Here is a 19,132-nt window from a genome sequence, read left to right on the forward strand (position 1 = left end):
CTACCCCTAATCCCTGCCAGCCACTTATAAAAGCACTTAACTATCAAGCACTATGCAAAGATTTAATACATTACTTACGCAGCCTGAGTTAAACGAGCTCAATCAACGCACTTTGGAAGCACAGGCTTCGCAAAAACTTTGGGCGGAGATTGCGCCTGACGGCATGGCAAATTACAGCCATATCAGCGGCATCAAAAACAAACAAATTACCGTATATGCAAACAACAACGCGGTGGCTGCAAAAATTAAACTTTTAATTCCTAGCTTATTGATTAAGCTAGAAAAGCAAGGGTACGAAGTTACTGCAATTCGCATAAAAGTGCAAGCAAAATCTAACCCGTTACCTACACCAAAATCCACAAAATCGCTGAGCTTAGAGGCTGTTAGTCAGTTGCAAAAACTTGAGCTAAGACTATCTGGCACCACCCTGGGTGACTCACTCACCAGACTCCTTAAGAACGCAAACAAGTAACCTAACACGATGCAACCAGCAGTTAGCAATCACTGCTATTGTTGACCTAGCTTAATAGTGCAATAATGAAGTCACGTTACATTTTATTTACAATTTTAAGGAGCGTTAAACCTCAACTTAAGCTTTATCTGCAACATGTTTAGCACCTGATTTTATTTAGTACCTAGTTTCGTTTCACACGAGTTTTATTTTGCAGTTTTAATAAAAATTTAGATAGGGAGAAGTCATGTCAGTCGAACTAATGATTGCCATAGGCGCCGCGCTGTTAGCGGTACTATACGGCGCAGTAATGAGTAAGTGGATTACAGGTTTACCAGCTGGCAATGCACGCATGCAAGAAATTGCCAGTGCAATTCAACAAGGGGCAGCCGCATATCTTGCCCGTCAATACAAAACCATCACTATCGTTGGTATCATCCTAGCCGTTTTAATTGGGGTATTCCTGAACGCCGCTACTGCTATAGGCTTTGTGATAGGCGCAGTGCTATCAGGGGCATGTGGCTTTATCGGCATGAATGTCTCCGTTAAGGCCAATGTACGTACCGCACAAGCAGCCACAAAAGGCATTGCTCCCGCACTTAATGTAGCATTTAATGGCGGTGCCATTACCGGCATGCTGGTGGTAGGCTTAGGTTTATTAGGCGTAACTGGCTTTTATGCTTATTTAGGCGGAGAGGCAACCACCAACTTAAACCCCTTAATCGGCTTGGCATTTGGCTCATCTCTTATCTCAATTTTTGCACGTTTAGGCGGCGGTATTTTTACCAAAGGTGCCGATGTTGGTGCTGACTTAGTAGGTAAAGTAGAGGCTGGCATTCCGGAAGATGACCCACGCAACCCGGCGGTAATTGCCGATAACGTAGGAGATAATGTAGGTGACTGTGCAGGCATGGCGGCTGACTTATTCGAAACCTACGCTGTAACCTTGATTGCGACGATGGTGCTGGGCAGCTTGCTACTTACCAGCGCAGGCGCTAACGGCGTAATTTACCCATTAATGTTGGGCGCAGTTTCTATCGTGGCATCCATTATTGGCTGTTTCTTCGTTAAAGCCTCCCCTGGCATGAAAAACGTGATGCCAGCGCTGTACAAAGGCTTAGCAGTAGCAGGCTTACTATCACTGATCGCCTTTTACTTTGTTACCACTAAAATGTTTCCAAATGGCGTAACTGCTGGAGAGCTAGCTATTTCTGCCAACCAATTATTTGGCGCGTGTGCCGTTGGTTTAGTGCTAACTGCCGCTTTGGTGTGGATTACTGAATACTACACTGGTACGGATTACGCTCCGGTTAGGCATGTAGCACAAGCCTCTACCACCGGCCACGCAACCAACATCATTGCTGGTATCGGCATTTCAATGAAATCTACCGCTTTACCCGTTATTTCTGTATGTATCGCCATCTACACCTCATACCATTTAGCGGGTTTATATGGTGTTGCAACTGCGGCTACAGCAATGCTGAGCATGGCAGGCATCGTGGTGGCGCTAGATGCCTATGGCCCAATTACCGACAACGCTGGCGGCATTGCAGAAATGGCAGAATTACCCAGTAGCGTACGTGATGTTACTGACCCATTAGACGCTGTCGGTAATACCACTAAAGCCGTGACTAAAGGCTATGCTATTGGCTCTGCAGGTTTAGCAGCGCTAGTGCTGTTTGCTGATTACACGCACAAACTGGAAGGCGCAGGCATTGCAGTCAAATTTGATTTAAGTGACCCAATGGTGATTATTGGTTTATTTATTGGCGGTTTGATTCCGTTCCTGTTTGCGGCCATGGCAATGGAGGCCGTAGGTCGCGCTGCTGGCGCTGTGGTTGAAGAAGTACGCCGCCAGTTCCGCGACATTAAAGGCATTATGGAGGGCACGGCAAAACCAGAGTACGGCAAAGCGGTAGATATGCTGACCACAGCAGCGATCAAGGAAATGATGATCCCTTCACTCTTACCAGTGGCTGTGCCAGTGATTATAGGCTTAACGCTTGGCCCAGTCGCCCTTGGTGGGTTGCTGATGGGAACCATCGTGACTGGTTTGTTTGTTGCCATATCCATGTGTACCGGCGGTGGCGCATGGGATAACGCCAAGAAGTATATTGAAGATGGCAACCATGGTGGCAAGGGTTCTGATGCACATAAAGCTGCGGTAACCGGCGACACGGTAGGCGACCCATACAAAGATACGGCTGGCCCTGCAGTGAACCCATTGATTAAAATTATCAATATAGTGGCACTACTGATTGTGCCTTTACTTTAAGCCACAACTCACACTAGGCGGCTTAGGCCGCCTTTTTCATTAGCCTTAAAGCTCACAGAGCTGATACGCTATTACCAAGATGTATATAGCCGCAGCAATCTAAACATCACCAAACTTACGTTATACAATAACACTACGTTTAACTTTAAGTGAAGAGCCCTTATGCGACACTCCGAATTTCACCGCTCACATCGTATTGGATGGTTGCGTGCTGCAGTACTAGGGGCAAATGATGGCATTATCTCCACTGCCAGCTTAATCATAGGCGTGGCCTCTGCTGGGGCATCAAACAGCAGCATACTCATCACGGGTGTAGCCTGCTTGGTCTCTGGAGCAATGTCGATGGCAGCAGGTGAGTACGTTTCTGTCAGCTCACAAGCAGACACCGAAACAGCAGACCTGGCACGTGAACGCTTAGAATTAGCCAGCGACCACGAAAGCGAACTAAAAGAACTGACCGGCATTTATATCAGCCGCGGTTTAACCCCGGAGCTGGCGCATCAGGTAGCGGTGCAACTGACCCATCACGATGCATTGGGCGCACACGCCAGAGACGAGCTTGGCATTACCGAGGCCATGAATGCACGCCCGATGCAAGCCGCGTTGGCGTCTGCCGCAACCTTTGCGGTCGGCGCTTTATTACCGCTATTAGTCACTTATTTTGCGCCTGCAGCCAGCACTGCACTGTATGTAGGCACATCATCCCTCGTGTTCTTGGCGGTACTAGGCGGGCTAGCGGCACAGGCGGGCGGCGCCAATATTATGGTGGGCGTAGCGCGCGTTGCATTTTGGGGCGTAGTGGCAATGGCTGCCACAGCCAGTGTGGGTAAGCTATTTGGCGTGGTGACAGCTTAGCTTTTTAATATCAACAAGATTTAACTAAACCCTAAATGCAAAAAAGGCAGCTTACACTGCCTTTTTTGTTAGTTTAAACCTAGGTTAATTAAAACGCTGGTTTAACTTGTGCATTATTGTAATTCTCTACACTTTGCAAAATTTCCTTTTTAGCTGCTTCGATATCGCCCCAGCCATTGATCTTAACCCATTTGCCTTTATCTAAATCTTTGTAATGCTCAAAGAAGTGGGCAATCATGTTCAAGCGCCATTCTGAAACATCGGTATGTGCTTTCAAGTGACCATATAGGCCACAAACTTTGTCTACAGGTACTGCCAACACTTTTGCATCCAAGCCTGCTTCATCTTCCATCAACAGCACGCCTAGTGGACGGCAACGCACTACCACGCCAGGAATCAACGGCACTGGTGTCATTACCAATACGTCAACAGGGTCACCATCATCAGACAAGGTGTGTGGCACGTAACCGTAGTTAGTTGGGTATTGCATCGCAGTGCCCATGAAGCGATCAACAAAAATTGCGCCGCTCTCTTTATCTACTTCATATTTTACTGGGTCACCCTGCATTGGAATCTCAATGATTACATTGAAATCGTTAGGGACATCTTTACCGGTTGGCACTTGGTTTAATGACATGGTCTATTCCTAAATATAAATACTACTAATGAATTTTGTAGGCGCAATTATAGCAAGCTCGCAATAAACGCACAGAAAAAAGTCGTAACAAAGTGTATTGGTGCTTAAATATCTGTTGCTATCACTGCTTGCTGCACTTGCTCTCGGCAGGCTTGCAGTACAGAGGGGGGAATTAATAACAAGGCAAAGTACAATAAAGCAGGAATAATCACTAAGTCATCAAGCTGACCCAAGATCGGGATAAAGTCGGGAATTAAGTCAAACGGTAGCAATAAATAACCCACAGCCAACCATAGCAGGCATTTTGCCAGCCAAGGGGTTTGTGGGTGCTTTAACACCAAACGATAAACCGCTAACTCTTGCTTGAGTTGCTTGGCCAGTGATTTAAGTTTTTTTAACACGTCAAAATTGGCTACGGATAATCGCTTATTTAAGCGTCAATGGCTGCCCGGTTAAACGCTCAAACGCTTCCATGTACTTTTCGCTGGTCTTGCTGGCAACATCGACTGGTAACGCTGGTGCTGGCGGGGTTTTATCCCAACCACTAGCTTCTAACCAATCGCGTACATATTGTTTATCGTAACTAGGTGGGTTTTTACCTACCGCATAACTCTCTGCCGGCCAAAAGCGTGAAGAGTCCGGAGTTAAAACTTCATCCATTACATGCAATACACCGTTTTCATCTAATCCAAATTCAAACTTGGTATCGGCAATGATAATGCCGCGGGTAAGCGCATACTCAGCAGCCTGTGTGTACAAAGCAATAGCAGCTTTTGCCACTTGCGCAGCCATCTCGTCGCCAATCAGCGCTGCACATTGTGCCAAACTGATATTTTCATCATGCTCGCCTACCGCTGCTTTGCTAGATGGCGTAAACAAAGGCTCTGGTAACTTAGATGCTTCTTGCAGTCCAGCTGGCAGCGGGATATCGCACACTGTGCCTTTGGCTTTGTACTCTTTCCAGCCGCTACCAACCAAGTAGCCACGCACAATCGCCTCAATCGGCAATGCCTTCAGCTTTTTCACCACCACAGAGCGATTAGCTAACTGTGCTTTTTCTGCCGGGTCAGTCACCACGCTGGTTGGCTCTATCCCAGTCAAATGGTTAGGCACTACATCTTTTAGCTGCTCAAACCAGAAGTTAGCCATCTGTGTCAGCATTGCGCCCTTATTGGCAATACCGGTAGGCAAAATCACATCAAATGCAGATAATCTATCTGTACTCACCAGCAACATCGTATTGGCGTCGATATCATAAATATCACGCACCTTACCTTGATGGATACGTTTTAAACTTTGGATGCTGGTTTCTAATAGTGGATTATTCATGAGTGATGATGACTATATAAATGGGTAAATTAACCTAAGCGGACATTATAAACGTAGTTTAATTCTGATGAATTTAAAATGCAGAATCCAGCACAAAAATATTGGAATAAACATTAGGCTTGCGGAGCGAGCAAACACAAATATTGCAAGGTGCTATCCACAATCGATTAAAACAGATATTAACCTAGGTCTTAATCTTTTAGGTTTTCGCCAATTCTAATGATTTTTAGCGTATTGGTGCCGCCTGGGTGGCCAATCGGTTCACCGAAGGTTAACAACACAAGATCCCCCAGATTTACCACACGCTGCCTTAGCAGCACCTGCTCCATCTCCATGATAATCTCATCTCGATTTTTGCCAGCCTGCTCAATTGGGTAAGGGTATACGCCACGGTGCAAGGTGAGTTTTCTGCGTGCATATTTGTCTGGCGACAAGGCGTAAATCGGCACCTCGGCATCAGCACGTGACAGCCATTGCGCCGCATTACCAGATTGCGTCAGCGCGGCTATTGCTTTTACTTTTAGGTGTTGCGCTGTATAAATAGCGGCTGCGGCTAGCGCTTCATCGGTCTTAATAAACACTTGATCAAGCTTTTGCGCATGTTGCTGGCTAAAGTACTCCTTCTCGGCCTCAAGGGCTACGCGATGCACCGCCTCTACCGTTTCTAATGGGTACTGCCCTGCCGCGGTCTCAGCAGACAACATCACAGCATCAGTGCCATCCAGCACCGCGTTGGCGACATCAGAAACTTCCGCTCTGGTTGGGATGGGGCTGGTAATCATCGACTCCATCATCTGCGTCGCGGTAATCACCAGTTTATTTTGCGCGCGCGCCATACGTATCATGCGTTTTTGCAGGCCAGGTACTGCTGCATCACCGACCTCAACCCCCAAATCGCCCCGCGCCACCATGATGGCATCTGAAGCGTCAATAATTGCCTCTAAATCATTAATTGCCTCTGCACGCTCAATTTTGGCGACGATACTTGCAGTACCACCGGCCTTGCGCACTAAGGTTCTTGCCAACTCAACATCCAGTGCAGACTTAGGGAATGAAATTGCAATGTAGTCCGCATCAAGCGCTACCGCAGTTTTAATGTCTTCTCGGTCTTTTTTGGTTAATGCATCTGCAGACAAGCCGCCGCCCTGCAGGTTAATCCCTTTATTATTAGATAGCACGCCGCCACTCAGCACTACGCAATGAATCTGATTGCCTTTGACACGATTAATTTGCATCGTGATGCGACCATCATCTAGCAGCAATATCGCATTTTCTACCACCTCTTGTGGCAGTGCTTTGTAATCTAATCCAACGTGATATTGGTCTCCCAACTCACAATCTGCATCCAGGATAAAGATATCACCAGTCTTGAGCGTTATTTTGCCCAGCTCAAATCTGCCAATCCGGATTTTTGGACCCTGTAAGTCGCACAACACGCCAACAGGGCGACCGAGCTTTAGGGCAATATTACGTACGATTTCAGCACGCTTAATATGATCTTCCGGATTACCATGTGAAAAGTTTAAACGTACAACATTAACACCGGCAGTGATCATGCGTGCCAGCATCTCATCGCTACTTGATGATGGACCTAATGTCGCTACAATCTTTGTTTTACGCAGTGTCAAACTGTTACCTTAATTTCTCAAAAAATAACGCTCGCAAAATAAAAATGGGGCTACTAGCCCCATTTTTAAGTCTTACTTTTTTTAGCACTAAAGGTTAGAGCTAGTTAACTTTTAGCACGTAATTCCAAAATCTCCACTGCTGGTAATTTTTTACCTTCTAAAAACTCCAAGAAAGCGCCACCCGCAGTTGAAATGTAGTCTACTTTATCTTCAATACCGTACTTTTGAATAGCAGCAATCGTGTCACCACCACCCGCTAATGTAAATGCTTTTGTGTTTGCAATCGCATGCGCAATAGTTTTAGTGCCTTCACCAAACTGGTCAAACTCAAACACACCCACAGGGCCATTCCACACCACAGTGCCGGCATTTTTAATGATCTCTGCTAATTCATTAGCAGATTTCGCGCCAATATCAAAAATCATATCATCTGTTGCCACATCAGCCACGTCTTTCTTGACTGCTGGCTCATTTGCATCAAATTTCTTAGCACAGACTACATCTACTGCTACTGGCACTGCTGCGCCTCTTTGGGACATTTTGTCCATTAAGGTGCGCGCTACTGGCGCCAAATCATCTTCACACAATGATTTACCAACCTCAAAACCAGAGGCTTTTAAGAAGGTATTGGCAATGCCGCCGCCCACTACCAGCTGATCCACTTTTTCAGACAAGCTCTCAAGTACTGTCAGTTTAGTAGATACTTTGCTACCACCAACAATCGCCACCATCGGGCGTGCAGGGCTCAATAACGCCTTAGTCAGCGCTTCCAACTCGTTTACTAATAGTATGCCGGCTGCTGCCACTGGTGCAAACTTTGCAACACCATGTGTGCTGGCTTCTGCGCGATGCGCAGTACCAAAAGCATCCATCACAAAAATATCGCATAGCTTCGCATATTTTTGTGACAATTCGTCATTGCTTTTCTTCTCGCCTTTGTTAAAGCGACAGTTTTCCAATACCACCAACTCACCAGCAGCCACATCAAAGCCGCCGTCCACCCAATCTTTAATTAGGCGCACAGGCTTTGCCAGTTTAGTTGAAATCACATCAACTACCGGTTGCAGTGAGTTCTCTGCTGAGTAAACGCCTTCTTCAGGGCGACCCAAATGTGATGTCACCATCACTTTGGCACCTGCCTTCATGGCAAACTCGATTGTTGCCATTGAAGCAGTAATACGCGCGTCAGATGTTACTTTACCATCAGCTACTGGTACGTTAAGGTCGGCACGGATCAGTACGCGTTTGCCGTTTAAGTCCAGATCTGTCATTTTGATCACGTTCATGACAAATCTCCTTATTCAGCCGCCATCATAGCAACTACGTTATCTAACATACGGCAGCTAAAGCCCCACTCATTGTCATACCATGCACATACTTTAACCAGCATGCCATCTTTAGTCACTTTAGTTAAAGTCGCATCAAAGTTGGATGAGAAACTAGTGTGGTTGTAATCAATAGATACCAATGGTGCCTCGTTGTAAGACAAGATACCTTTCAGCGCTCCGGTGTTAGCCGCTTCGTGCATGATGTGGTTAACTTCTTCTTTGGTCGTAGGACGTGATGGCGTAAAGGTTAAGTCTACAATCGACACGTTAATAGTTGGTACGCGAATCGCAAAACCATCTAACTTGCCATTCAACTCTGGCAACACTAAGCCCACAGCCGCAGCCGCGCCGGTTTTGGTTGGAATCAGCGAAGCGGTTGCAGAACGCGCACGACGCATGTCTTTGTGGTGTGCGTCAGTCAGCACTTGGTCATTAGTGAAAGAGTGGATGGTATTCATCAAACCATTCACGATACCGATTTTCTCGTGCAATGGCTGTACCATTGGCGCTAAACCGTTAGTCGTGCAAGAAGCGTTAGAGATCACGGTATGGCTGGCTTTGATAACTTGATGGTTAACACCATAAACTACAGTTGCGTCGATATCTTTTTCACCAGGGGCTGATAACAATACTTTTTTCGCGCCTGCATCGATATGTGCTTGCGATTTGGCTTTACTATTGAAGGCACCAGTACATTCGAGCACCACATCAATGCCTAAATCACGCCATGGCAGCTCAGCTGGGTTACGCGTTGAAAATGTTTTGATTTTATGGCTGTTGATAATCATGGCATCGCCATCAACACCGACATCAAATGGAAATCTGCCATGCGCACTGTCATAACGCGTCAGATGGGCATTCTCTTCCGCATCACCGCCTGAACTGTTGATCGCGATAATTTCAATATCCTTGCGACCAGACTCATATAAAGCACGCAACACCATGCGTCCAATACGACCATAACCATTAATTGCCACTCGAATTGCCATGATAATTCCTAAATATTTTCAATTAACTGCAAGCCAGTTAAAGCATACATAGCTTAAATTCATCTACCACTTAAAGCTAGACATCCGCTACAAAAACACCAACGCTATAAAAAATTAAGGCACCCCAAACTTGAGGTGCCTTTTAAAAACTAACTGACCAAACTGATATTACAAATGGGCTTGGTCAGTAGTAGTGTATTAAAGCACCGATTTAACAGTTGCAACTACGTTTTCAACTGTGAAGCCGAAGTGCTTCATCAATACACCACCAGGTGCTGATTCGCCGAATGTAGCGATACCAACTACAGCACCTTCTAAACCAACATATTTACGCCAGAAGTCTGGGTGAGCAGCTTCTACTGCAACACGTTTAACACCAGCTGTTAATACGCTGTCTTTGTATGCTTGATCTTGACGATCGAACACGTTAGTTGATGGCATTGAAACCACACGTACTTTAGTACCAGCAGCGTTCAATTCAGCAGCAGCTTTAATAGCCAAGTCTAACTCTGAACCGTTAGCGATGATGATCACGTCAGCTTTACCAGCAACGTCTGAGAACACATAACCACCCTTACGGATTAGGTCAAAGTCTTTAGCATCATGTTTAATGCCAGGCACGTTTTGACGGCTTAACACCAAGCTTGATGGACCATTTTTACGTTCTACAGCAGCAACCCAAGCGATTGCAGTTTCTACTGAGTCAGCAGGACGCCATACATCCATGTTAGGAATGTAACGTAAACCTGATGTATTTTCGATTGGTTGGTGAGTAGGACCATCTTCACCTTGGCCGATAGAGTCATGTGATAAAACAGCGATAGTACGTTGTTTCATCAATGCAGCCATACGTAATGCGCTCTTCGCGTAGTCAGAGAACATGTGGAATGTACCGCCGAATGGAATCAAACCACCGTGCAATGCCATACCGTTCATGATTGCGTACATACCGAATTCACGTACACCGTAAGAGATGTAGTTACCTGGCTCTTTACCAGATACGTGTTTGAAGCTAGCAGCTGCAGTCAGGTTAGAACCTGTCAAGTCAGCAGAACCGCCCAAGAACTCTGGCAATAATGGAGCTAGTGCAGTAATTGCATTTTGTGAAGCTTTACGTGTTGCAACGCCTTCAGCTTTTTCGTTTGTAGCAGCGATGAATGCATCAGTTGCTTGTTTCCAGTTAGCTGGCAAGTCGCCTGCCATACGGCGTTTGAACTCTGCAGCTTCAGCTGGGAATGCAGCAGCGTATGCAGCAAATTTTTCGTTCCAAGCAGCTTCAGTTGAAGCGCCTTTAGCTTTTTGATCCCAACCAGCGTAAACGTCAGCAGGAATAACAAATGGCTCATGTGGCCAGCCGATGTTAGCGCGAGTAGCAGCAACTTCTTCTAAACCTAATGCAGAGCCGTGGCAGTCATGTGAACCAGATTTGTTTGGTGAACCCATGCCGATGATAGTTTTACAGCAGATCAATGATGGTTTGTCTGTTACTGCCTTAGCCGCTTTAACAGCTGCGTCGATAGCTGCAGAATCGTGACCATCTACTGATTGAACGTGCCAGCCGTAAGCTTCAAAGCGTTTAGCTGTGTCGTCTGTGTACCAGCCTTCAATGTGACCATCGATAGAAATACCGTTGTCATCCCAGAAAGCAACCAATTTGCCTAAGCCCCATGTACCAGCCAAAGCACAAGCTTCGTGAGATACACCTTCCATCATACAGCCGTCACCTAAGAAGCAGTATGTGTAGTGGTCAACGATGTCGTGACCTGGTTTGTTGAATTGGTCAGCCAATAGTTTTTCTGCCATTGCAAAACCAACTGCGTTGGTGATACCTTGACCTAATGGACCTGTCGTTGTTTCAATGCCTGGTGCGTAGCTGTACTCTGGGTGACCAGCACATTTTGAGTGCAATTGGCGGAATGTTTTGATTTCATCCATAGGCAAGTCGTAACCTGTTAGATGCAACAATGAGTAGATCAACATTGAACCGTGGCCGTTAGAGAGCACAAAGCGGTCACGATCAGCCCAGTTTGGATTTGTTGGATTGTGACGCAAGTGGTGATTCCACAATACTTCTGCGATTTCAGCCATACCCATAGGCGCACCTGGGTGGCCTGAGTTAGCTTTTTGCACTGCATCCATAGATAACGCACGAATTGCATTAGCTAGGTCTTTACGTGTTGCCATTGTTTTCTCCCTAATGATTAATACTTGAGGACTTATAAAGATAGCGTTTTGCGCGAAACCTCATAAACCTTAATTGAAGTTCTCAAAAAGACAGCAAAATCCACTGCTTTTCCGTGAAAGCTAAATTATTGCTTAGATAGCTTTTTTCGGCAAGTAGAACGTAAGAAAAGTGGGACCTTCAAGGAGACCCCACTCTCAAAATATTGGCTAAATGCCGCTGAATTTAATCCATTTTTACCAAGTGTTGGCTAGCTACAGATTCAAGCACTGCCTCAATTGCTTTGCAATTTGCTTTTGCATCAGAAAAAGTGAGGTGTGTAGGCTGATTGTTGAGTACGCAATCGCTGAAATGCTCTATTTCTAAATTAAAGTGATTGCTTGGCGCAAAGCGCTCTTCGGTATATTTGCCATCTTCAGTTGCCCATGAAATGACTGGCACATCATTCTGAAACACCCACGCAGCATGGCACTTTACCCAACCCTTAGTGCCGATGATTTCATACTCAGATTTACGAGAGCGCTCAAAACTCACATCAAAATGACCAAATAACGCACGACCTTCTGCATCGCGGCCAAAATCCAGCACGCCACTGGTCACAATATCCGCACCTACGTCGTTTAATTTAGCATGCGCCATTACGGATACCGGCTCTAACGGCTGCACCTTATTGCTACCAACCTGCAAGCCCATCACCCAGCGCAAAGAGTGGATGGCATAAGGGCCAATGTCCCACATCGCGCCGCCGCCTTGTGCGACAGCGCTGGCAATACGATACATACGCGCCGGGCGCATTAGGAATGAGTAGCTGGCACGTGCAGAAAGCACGTCACCAATCAGGCCAGACGCCACAATTTCCTGGATACGCGCATGCTGCGGATGGAAGCGATACATAAAGCCTTCCATCACTTTCACATTATTCTTAAGCGCAGCTTGCTCAATGCGCTCAATATCAGCCACGGTCAGTGCCATCGGTTTTTCAATCAGCACATGCTTACCGGCATTGATTGCCTTGAGCGCCCAGTCGGCATGCTCATTATTGGCCATAGGGCAGTAAACCGCCTCTACATTGGTATCGTTAATCAGCGCATCCATCTCGTCATAACATTGCACTTCGCTCGCATGGCAAGGCGCGTACTTTTGCAAAGTAGCCTTAGCTGCACCCGCACGGCGGCTGGCAATCGCCACCAGCTGGGCATTAGGTGCTTCGGTAATCGCTGGTAGTAAGCGCTCGTTAACGCGCGCAGCCCCTAATATACCCCAACGTAATTTTTTCTGCTCAATCACGGCCTGCGTCACAATTTATCCTTTACTCTTATTAAATCAACTTGAAATTTGCGCTGTAGCTTGCAGCTATGCGCACTATAATACATATCGCAATTTACACATCACCGCCAGGCCAGACAAAGCTTACAGATTAAAATTAAAGCCTTCGTAGAGCTTTTCATACTGCGTAGCATACTGCTGCAAAACAAGGTGCCGCTTAACCTTCAAAGTAGGTGTGAGCAGACCATTCTCTATAGTCCACGGTGTAGGTAGCAAAGCAACTTTTCTAACTTTGGCATAGCCAGGAAATGGTTTCATCTGCGTTGCCACACGCGCAAGAGCTAAAGCAATTGCGTCACGCTCCCCCAGCACTTCCGGCCAAGCACTAGGTAAATGATGCTTTTGCGCAAATTCCAGCCATTTATCCTGATTCACTACCGCCAGTAAACTTAAATATGGCTGACCCTCACCTACCAGCATTACCTGCTCAAACAAGGGATCTGCCATTATTGCAGCTTCAATATCGGTAGGAGGCACTTTTTCGCCATTGGACAACACTATAATTTCTTTAATGCGCCCAGTAATGGTTATGCGTCCAGTCGGGTCAATGTTTGCCACGTCTCCGGTTTTTAGCCAGCCATCGGCGGTAAATATAGCGTTATTTGCATCCGGATTGTTCCAATACCCTTGCATCACGTTAGGGCCACGCACCTCCAAACCACCAGACGCATCTAAGCGCACATGCACACTTGGTAAAGCATGCCCTACACTGCTTGGCACATTACTTTCAGCCCTATTTACGCTAATCACCGGGCTAGTTTCAGTGAGCCCATAACCCTGAACGATGGGTACACCCAAGCCAATAAAAGTGCGCGCATTATCTGCAGACAATGCAGCACCGCCTGCAACAGCCAAACGTAAGCGCCCACCTAAACGTGCCTGTAATTTACTGGCAACCAAGCGCTTTAAAATCGGCCATAACAAATGCCGCCACTGCCAATTAGCTCGACCCTGCGCATATTCAAAACGGCTATAGCCTACACGCACCGCCAGCGTAAATAAGCGCATCGCGTAAGTAGGGCCCGCTTCTAACTTATTGCGTAACCCAACTTGAATCCGCTCAAAGATGCGCGGCACGGTCACAATGATAGTAGGTTGCACTTTAAGCAAATCATCCTGCAATTGCTGCACAGAGCGTGCAAACGCCACACTGGCGCCAGACATCATCGGCAGACAATATCCTGCCATCCGCTCCAGCGCATGCGACAACGGCAAGAACGAGAGAAACACATCATGCGGGTAAACAGCGAAGTAGTGTAACGAGTCCCAAGCATTGTGCATGAGGTTACGGTGCGTGAGCATCACACCCTTAGGCTTACCGGTTGTGCCTGATGTATAAATGATGGTTGCCAGCGCATTGGCGTCCGATACACGGCGCTGAAACTCATTCTGCGCACCAGTAGCCGGCAGCCATGCGTCCAGACTACGTATGCGCTGATCGTCAGCATCGGCGGACACAGGCTTGCAGACGACCACGCGCTGCAAGTTTTTGAAATCAACACCCAGTGTATGAACCGCCAGCCAATCACTAACGCTACTTACCAGCAATAATTTAGCGCCAGAGTCTTGCAGCACATGCGCGATATTTTCCGCCCGGTCGGAAACATAAAGCGGAACCGTAACCAAACCCAACCCTAATGCGGCTTGGTCAAACATCACCCAACTCGGACAATTTTTAAGCATAATGGCAACACGGTCGCCAATTGCCAAGTTTTCATCCAATAACGCCTGCTGCCAGCTAACCGCCTGCTGCATGGCGGATAACCAAGTTATCTCACACCAATCGCCCGCCCCCTCATCAAAATAGCGATACGCAACATGATGCGGCGAGCGCCTGACACGCTCATGAAACAAACCATCTAGCGTGAGTACTGCCTCAGGTGAAATGTAATCCACAACACACGGATTCATCGCTAGCTTTTAAATGGACTCCTGCGGGAACCACTTAATGCTGCAACCGATACTTGCTACTTGTTCTTTAGGGCCCTCTCCGGTTTCAGCAATCATCTTCATCGCGTTAAACAGGTCTCTCGGGTGATTTTCATCCGACTGACGGCGTCCGGCTGCATCAAACCGCCCACGATACTGCAACTCTAGATCTGCATTAAAACCAAAGAAATCCGGGGTACAGACCGCGCCGTAGGCTTTAGCCACTTCCTGCGTCTCATCCAGCACATAAGGGAAAGGGAAATGGAATAATTTAGCCTCTTCCATCATGCGCTCGAAAGAATCTTCAGGGTAATTCACAGTGTCATTACTCTGAATCGCAATCGTGTTGATGCCGTACTGCAAAAGCTCTCGGCAATCATCCACCAAGCGCGTTTTAATGGCTTTCACATAAGGGCAGTGGTTACAGATAAACATCACTAGCAAGCCGTTTTTACCTGCACTATTTGCTAACGTGTATCGCTTGCCATCCACCCCTAACAAATCGAAATCTACCGCTGGCTGACCAAAATTACAGACTGGGGGATTTAAGCTAACCATTTTATTCTCCTTATTTCGTTATACTTATTACTCTGACAACGTTAATGTTTATATTATCACTTTTGTTTTACTGTTTGCTTTACTTTTGGAGTCGCCCGTTTTATGGCCAATTTGCGCTTTTACACCCCTTCACCTTTAGCACTTGGTGCATCGGTTCAACTCTCAGAAAGTGCGGCCGCGCATGCCACTCGTGCGCTCCGTCTTAACGTTGGTGATGATGTGATTTTGTTTAACGGCGATGGCTTTAATTACAATTGCACACTCACCGATATTAAAAAAAATAGCGTAACCGCAGTTGTAAACAGCGCCACCGCAGTGCATAACGAATCACCGCTCAACATCACTTTGGTACAAGCGATTTCCAGCGGCGACAGAATGGATTTCACTATTCAAAAAGCAGTGGAACTTGGCGTGAAAAATATCCAGCCGATTAGCAGTAAGCGCAGTGTGGTAAAGCTATCTGCCGAACGTGCAGAGAAACGCACCGAACACTGGCAGAATATTGCCATTTCGGCATGTGAGCAATCTGGCCGTGCCTACGTACCTAGTGTACTCGCGCCCACATCACTTGAACAATGGCTGAGCAAGAACCCTAGCGCTAATAGCACGCGTATTTTACTTAATCCAATCGGTGCAGTACGGCTGACAGAAATCACTAAGCCCAGTACTGAGATTCAATTGCTGATTGGCGCAGAGGGCGGGCTTAGCCAAGAAGAGATTGACTTGGCTACTACCCATGGTTTTCAGTCTATTGTATTGGGCCCACGTATTTTACGTACAGAAACCGCCGCCTTAACTGCGATTGCCGCCATGCAGTTGGCGTGGGGGGATTTTTAGCCAACAAGATTCAGGATATTGAAACAGTTAGCGGCTACATATCACGTTGGCTTTTACTTCGCCTATGCTATACGCCACCACATCTGACCAGCCAGTCTCTGCTGCCGGCAGGCGATAAGTCGCCAACACTTCGCCTTTTGCCATATTGTCAGCATAGTATTGAATTGAAAGCGCCTTAAATTTCTTATTTTTACAATCATGGAGCTCCAGCCATTGCGACGACATTTCACCCTTGGCCTGCTGCACATAATAGTCATTCAAGGTTGATACGGTCACCAAGCCTGCAGACTTCTGCACTGTATCAAAATCAATATACATATTGCCATTATCGTTAGTTTGCACCATGGTCCAATCAGCCAGTGCTTGGCCTGACCACATAACTAAAACTACCATCAAAAATTTATGCATACTTTACCTTGGTGCCTTATATGGATTGCAATTGCTGGATTCTATAGGATTAAATCCTGATGCAAACTAAAAATAATGTATCGGGTATCGCATGCGTGCTTCACTTCTATAAAATATCAATGTCGCAGCATTATTAACCCTAGGCTCAATATGCAAGAACCACCTTCATCTTGGATTGTAAAATTTGCCCCGCTGATCAAAAGCCAAGGACATGTATTAGACTTAGCGTGCGGCAGCGGGCGCCATGCCAAATGGCTGGCGCAGCAAGGCTATCAGGTGCACGCACTAGATCGCGACCCGATTGCAATTGCTAGCATTCAAGGCATTGATGGCATAAGCACCCAGCTGATAGATCTTGAAACAGACGAGCCGCCAAGTTTTGAGCACACTTATGACGGCATTATCGTCAGCCGCTATCTGCACCGCCCGCTACTGACCACACTGGCAGCCATACTCAAGCCCGGCGGTGTACTGATTTATGAAACCTTTATGCGCGGCAACGAGCGCTACGGCAAACCTAGCAACCCTGACTTCCTGTTAATGCCAGATGAACTGCTAAACACTTACACACCGCTACTCAACGTGCTTAGTTTTGAACAAGGTGAAGTACAAGAACCTAAGCCTGCGATGCTGCAACGAATTTGCGCACAAAAGAACATTTAGCCCTAGTGCATGCCAAACCACGCATCAGCCACATGTTTAATTTGTATTTTTTACATTTTTAATTTACATTAATGTAAATAATACAAATTAACTCTAAGATACAAACTAAGGTTTAATCATGTCGCTTGGTCTATGCATACGCAGTAAACGTAAATCACTCCACTTAACGCTGCAACAACTCGCATCCAAAATTGATGCAGACGCAGGTAATTTGTCGCGTATTGAACGTGGCGAACTGGGTGTTTCAGAATCATTGCTACGCAAAATTGCGTCCGCGTTAGATACTACGCCAGCCAATCTTTATGCGGAAAGTGATGCAGAACAGCAGCCTACCCAAGTGCGTGAGCAAGTGCCCACTTACAACAAAAACCAAGCCAATCCTGCTAGCAGCACCAATGCTAAAGACTTTGTGCAATGGTTCCGCTCCGCCACACCTTACATCCATGCCTTTGGCGGACGCACCTTTGTGATTGCGTTTGGTGGCGAGGTTGTGAGTGAGCAGCAGTTTATTGCGTTATCGCACGATTTAAACCTGCTCGCCAGCTTGGAGGTACGCTTGGTATTAGTGCACGGCTCTCGTCCACAAATTGAGCAGCGTTTAAAGCGTGACAACATCTCCCCGCTCTTCCACAACGGGTTACGGGTTACCGACGATGACGCAATGGAGGCAGTAAAAGAAGCTAATGGCGCTATCCGCGTAGAAATTGAGGCACTACTCTCCATGGGCATTGCCAATTCGCCAATGGCAGGCGCAGATATCCGCGTGGCAAGCGGCAACTTTGTCACTGCCAAACCACTAGGCGTACATGACGGCGTGGACTTGCAGCACACAGGCGAGGTACGTAAAGTAGATGCAATTGGCATCCAAAAACGCTTAGATGACAACGAGATGGTATTGCTATCACCGCTAGGCTACTCGCCAACAGGTGAAGCATTTAACCTCAGTTTGGAAGACGTTGCAGTGAGCACCGCAGTGGCGCTAGACGCAGACAAACTCATCTTCTTAATGGATTCAGAAGGTGTACACAACTTGCGCGGTGAACTCCTGCGTGAAATGACAGCAGAAAAAGCCAAAAATCTGCTAAGAAACGTAAGAGAAACCGAGCAAGCCATCAACATTTCGGAAGACGTGACCTATTACCTACCTGCAGCAGTGCGCGCCTGTGAGCATGGCGTCGCCAGAACACACTTAATCAGCCGGCATATCGATGGTGCCATTATTCAAGAGCTATTCACGCTGGATGGCATTGGCACCATGGTGACCGAGCTAAGCCTAGAAAGCATGCGCCAAGCCAATATTGACGATGTGGGCGGCATTTTAAAGCTGATAGAGCCGCTGGAAAACGATGGTATTTTGGTCAGGCGCGGCCGCGAACGGCTGGAAATGGAGATCAATCACTTTCACGTGATGGAGCACGACAACCGTATTATCGGCTGCGCTGCGCTCTACCCGTTTGAATCAGAACAGACCGCCGAATTTGCATGCCTAGCCATAGACCCCGCATACCGTGGTGGCGGGCGCGGTGATAAATTATTCTATTACTGCGCGAACGTTGCCAAACAGCGCGGCCTTAAAAGTTTATTCTGCCTGACTACACGTACCGAGCATTGGTTTCTGGAGCGCGGTTTCACTGAACAAGGGGTTGAAAAGCTGCCGGCGGAGAAACAAAAACTTTACAATTACCAACGTAAATCTAAGGTGTTTAGCAAAACATTGTAAACAAAATTTAGTTACAA

General features: G+C 46.8%; 17 protein-coding genes. 6 read left to right on the forward strand and 11 right to left on the reverse strand.

The features are described 5' to 3' along the window. Positions 1-52: 52 nt before the first annotated feature. The 3 genes from VGD82_RS08920 (at position 53) to VGD82_RS08930 (ending at position 3,581) form a co-directional block, all read left to right on the forward strand. The gene (locus VGD82_RS08920) at positions 53-472 is read left to right on the forward strand and encodes a DciA family protein (RefSeq protein WP_331020066.1); all 420 of its coding nucleotides are present in this window, start codon (positions 53-55) and stop codon (positions 470-472) included. A 226-nt stretch (positions 473-698) separates the two neighbouring features. Continuing rightward, a complete protein-coding gene (locus VGD82_RS08925; RefSeq protein WP_331020067.1) occupies positions 699-2,726 on the forward strand; it encodes a sodium-translocating pyrophosphatase in 2,028 nt (675 codons plus the stop codon). A gap of 162 nt (positions 2,727-2,888) precedes the next feature. Continuing rightward, a complete protein-coding gene (locus tag VGD82_RS08930; protein ID WP_331020068.1) occupies positions 2,889-3,581 on the forward strand; it encodes a VIT family protein in 693 nt (230 codons plus the stop codon). An 88-nt stretch (positions 3,582-3,669) separates the two neighbouring features. On the opposite strand, the gene ppa is transcribed toward VGD82_RS08930, so the two are convergent. From ppa to VGD82_RS08980, 10 genes are all read right to left on the reverse strand, one after another. Further along, on the reverse strand, positions 3,670-4,218 hold the full coding sequence (gene ppa, locus VGD82_RS08935; RefSeq protein ID WP_019897322.1) for an inorganic diphosphatase: 549 nt from the start codon (positions 4,216-4,218) through the stop codon (positions 3,670-3,672). A gap of 104 nt (positions 4,219-4,322) precedes the next feature. Next, entirely contained in the window at positions 4,323-4,619 is a 297-nt protein-coding gene (locus VGD82_RS08940; protein ID WP_331020069.1) for a YkvA family protein, read from the reverse strand. 25 nt (positions 4,620-4,644) lie between these two features. After that, a complete protein-coding gene (locus tag VGD82_RS08945) occupies positions 4,645-5,547 on the reverse strand; it encodes a phosphoribosylaminoimidazolesuccinocarboxamide synthase (RefSeq protein WP_331020070.1) in 903 nt (300 codons plus the stop codon). A gap of 191 nt (positions 5,548-5,738) precedes the next feature. Continuing rightward, positions 5,739-7,175, reverse strand: coding sequence for a pyruvate kinase (gene pyk, locus VGD82_RS08950; RefSeq protein WP_331020071.1), 1,437 nt, complete (start codon positions 7,173-7,175; stop codon positions 5,739-5,741). A 104-nt stretch (positions 7,176-7,279) separates the two neighbouring features. Further along, on the reverse strand, positions 7,280-8,461 hold the full coding sequence (locus VGD82_RS08955; RefSeq protein ID WP_331020072.1) for a phosphoglycerate kinase: 1,182 nt from the start codon (positions 8,459-8,461) through the stop codon (positions 7,280-7,282). Between the two features lie 11 nt (positions 8,462-8,472). Further along, on the reverse strand, positions 8,473-9,492 hold the full coding sequence (gap, locus tag VGD82_RS08960) for a type I glyceraldehyde-3-phosphate dehydrogenase (RefSeq protein WP_331020073.1): 1,020 nt from the start codon (positions 9,490-9,492) through the stop codon (positions 8,473-8,475). A gap of 198 nt (positions 9,493-9,690) precedes the next feature. Next, positions 9,691-11,676 carry a transketolase gene (gene tkt, locus VGD82_RS08965; RefSeq protein WP_135278612.1) on the reverse strand — a complete coding sequence of 662 codons (1,986 nt, stop codon included), beginning with the start codon at positions 11,674-11,676 and terminating at the stop codon, positions 9,691-9,693. Positions 11,677-11,899: 223 nt separating this feature from the next. Further along, positions 11,900-12,973, reverse strand: coding sequence for a Gfo/Idh/MocA family oxidoreductase (locus VGD82_RS08970; RefSeq protein ID WP_331020074.1), 1,074 nt, complete (start codon positions 12,971-12,973; stop codon positions 11,900-11,902). A 111-nt stretch (positions 12,974-13,084) separates the two neighbouring features. Next, positions 13,085-14,911: an AMP-dependent synthetase/ligase gene (locus VGD82_RS08975; protein ID WP_331020075.1), complete on the reverse strand. Its 1,827-nt coding sequence runs from the start codon at positions 14,909-14,911 to the stop codon at positions 13,085-13,087. A 9-nt stretch (positions 14,912-14,920) separates the two neighbouring features. Next, positions 14,921-15,487 (reverse strand): thioredoxin family protein, encoded by a 567-nt coding sequence (locus VGD82_RS08980; protein WP_331020076.1) that lies wholly within the window; start codon positions 15,485-15,487, stop codon positions 14,921-14,923. Positions 15,488-15,589: 102 nt separating this feature from the next. Here VGD82_RS08980 and VGD82_RS08985 point away from each other — a divergent pair, with 102 nt between their 5' ends. Beyond that, a complete protein-coding gene (locus VGD82_RS08985; RefSeq protein ID WP_331020077.1) occupies positions 15,590-16,324 on the forward strand; it encodes a 16S rRNA (uracil(1498)-N(3))-methyltransferase in 735 nt (244 codons plus the stop codon). Between the two features lie 27 nt (positions 16,325-16,351). Here the strand turns inward: VGD82_RS08985 and VGD82_RS08990 are convergent, their stop codons facing one another. Beyond that, on the reverse strand, positions 16,352-16,732 hold the full coding sequence (locus VGD82_RS08990) for a surface-adhesin E family protein (RefSeq protein ID WP_331020078.1): 381 nt from the start codon (positions 16,730-16,732) through the stop codon (positions 16,352-16,354). A gap of 150 nt (positions 16,733-16,882) precedes the next feature. On the opposite strand from VGD82_RS08990, the gene VGD82_RS08995 reads away from it, so the two are divergent. Both VGD82_RS08995 and argA read left to right on the forward strand, forming a co-directional pair. Then, entirely contained in the window at positions 16,883-17,395 is a 513-nt protein-coding gene (locus VGD82_RS08995) for a class I SAM-dependent methyltransferase (RefSeq protein WP_331020079.1), read from the forward strand. A 118-nt stretch (positions 17,396-17,513) separates the two neighbouring features. Then, on the forward strand, positions 17,514-19,115 hold the full coding sequence (gene argA, locus VGD82_RS09000) for an amino-acid N-acetyltransferase (RefSeq protein WP_331020080.1): 1,602 nt from the start codon (positions 17,514-17,516) through the stop codon (positions 19,113-19,115). The last annotated feature ends 17 nt before the right edge of the window (positions 19,116-19,132 follow it).

Origin of the sequence: Methylotenera sp. (genome assembly GCF_036401095.1) — a bacterium.
GTDB lineage: Bacteria > Pseudomonadota > Gammaproteobacteria > Burkholderiales > Methylophilaceae > Methylotenera.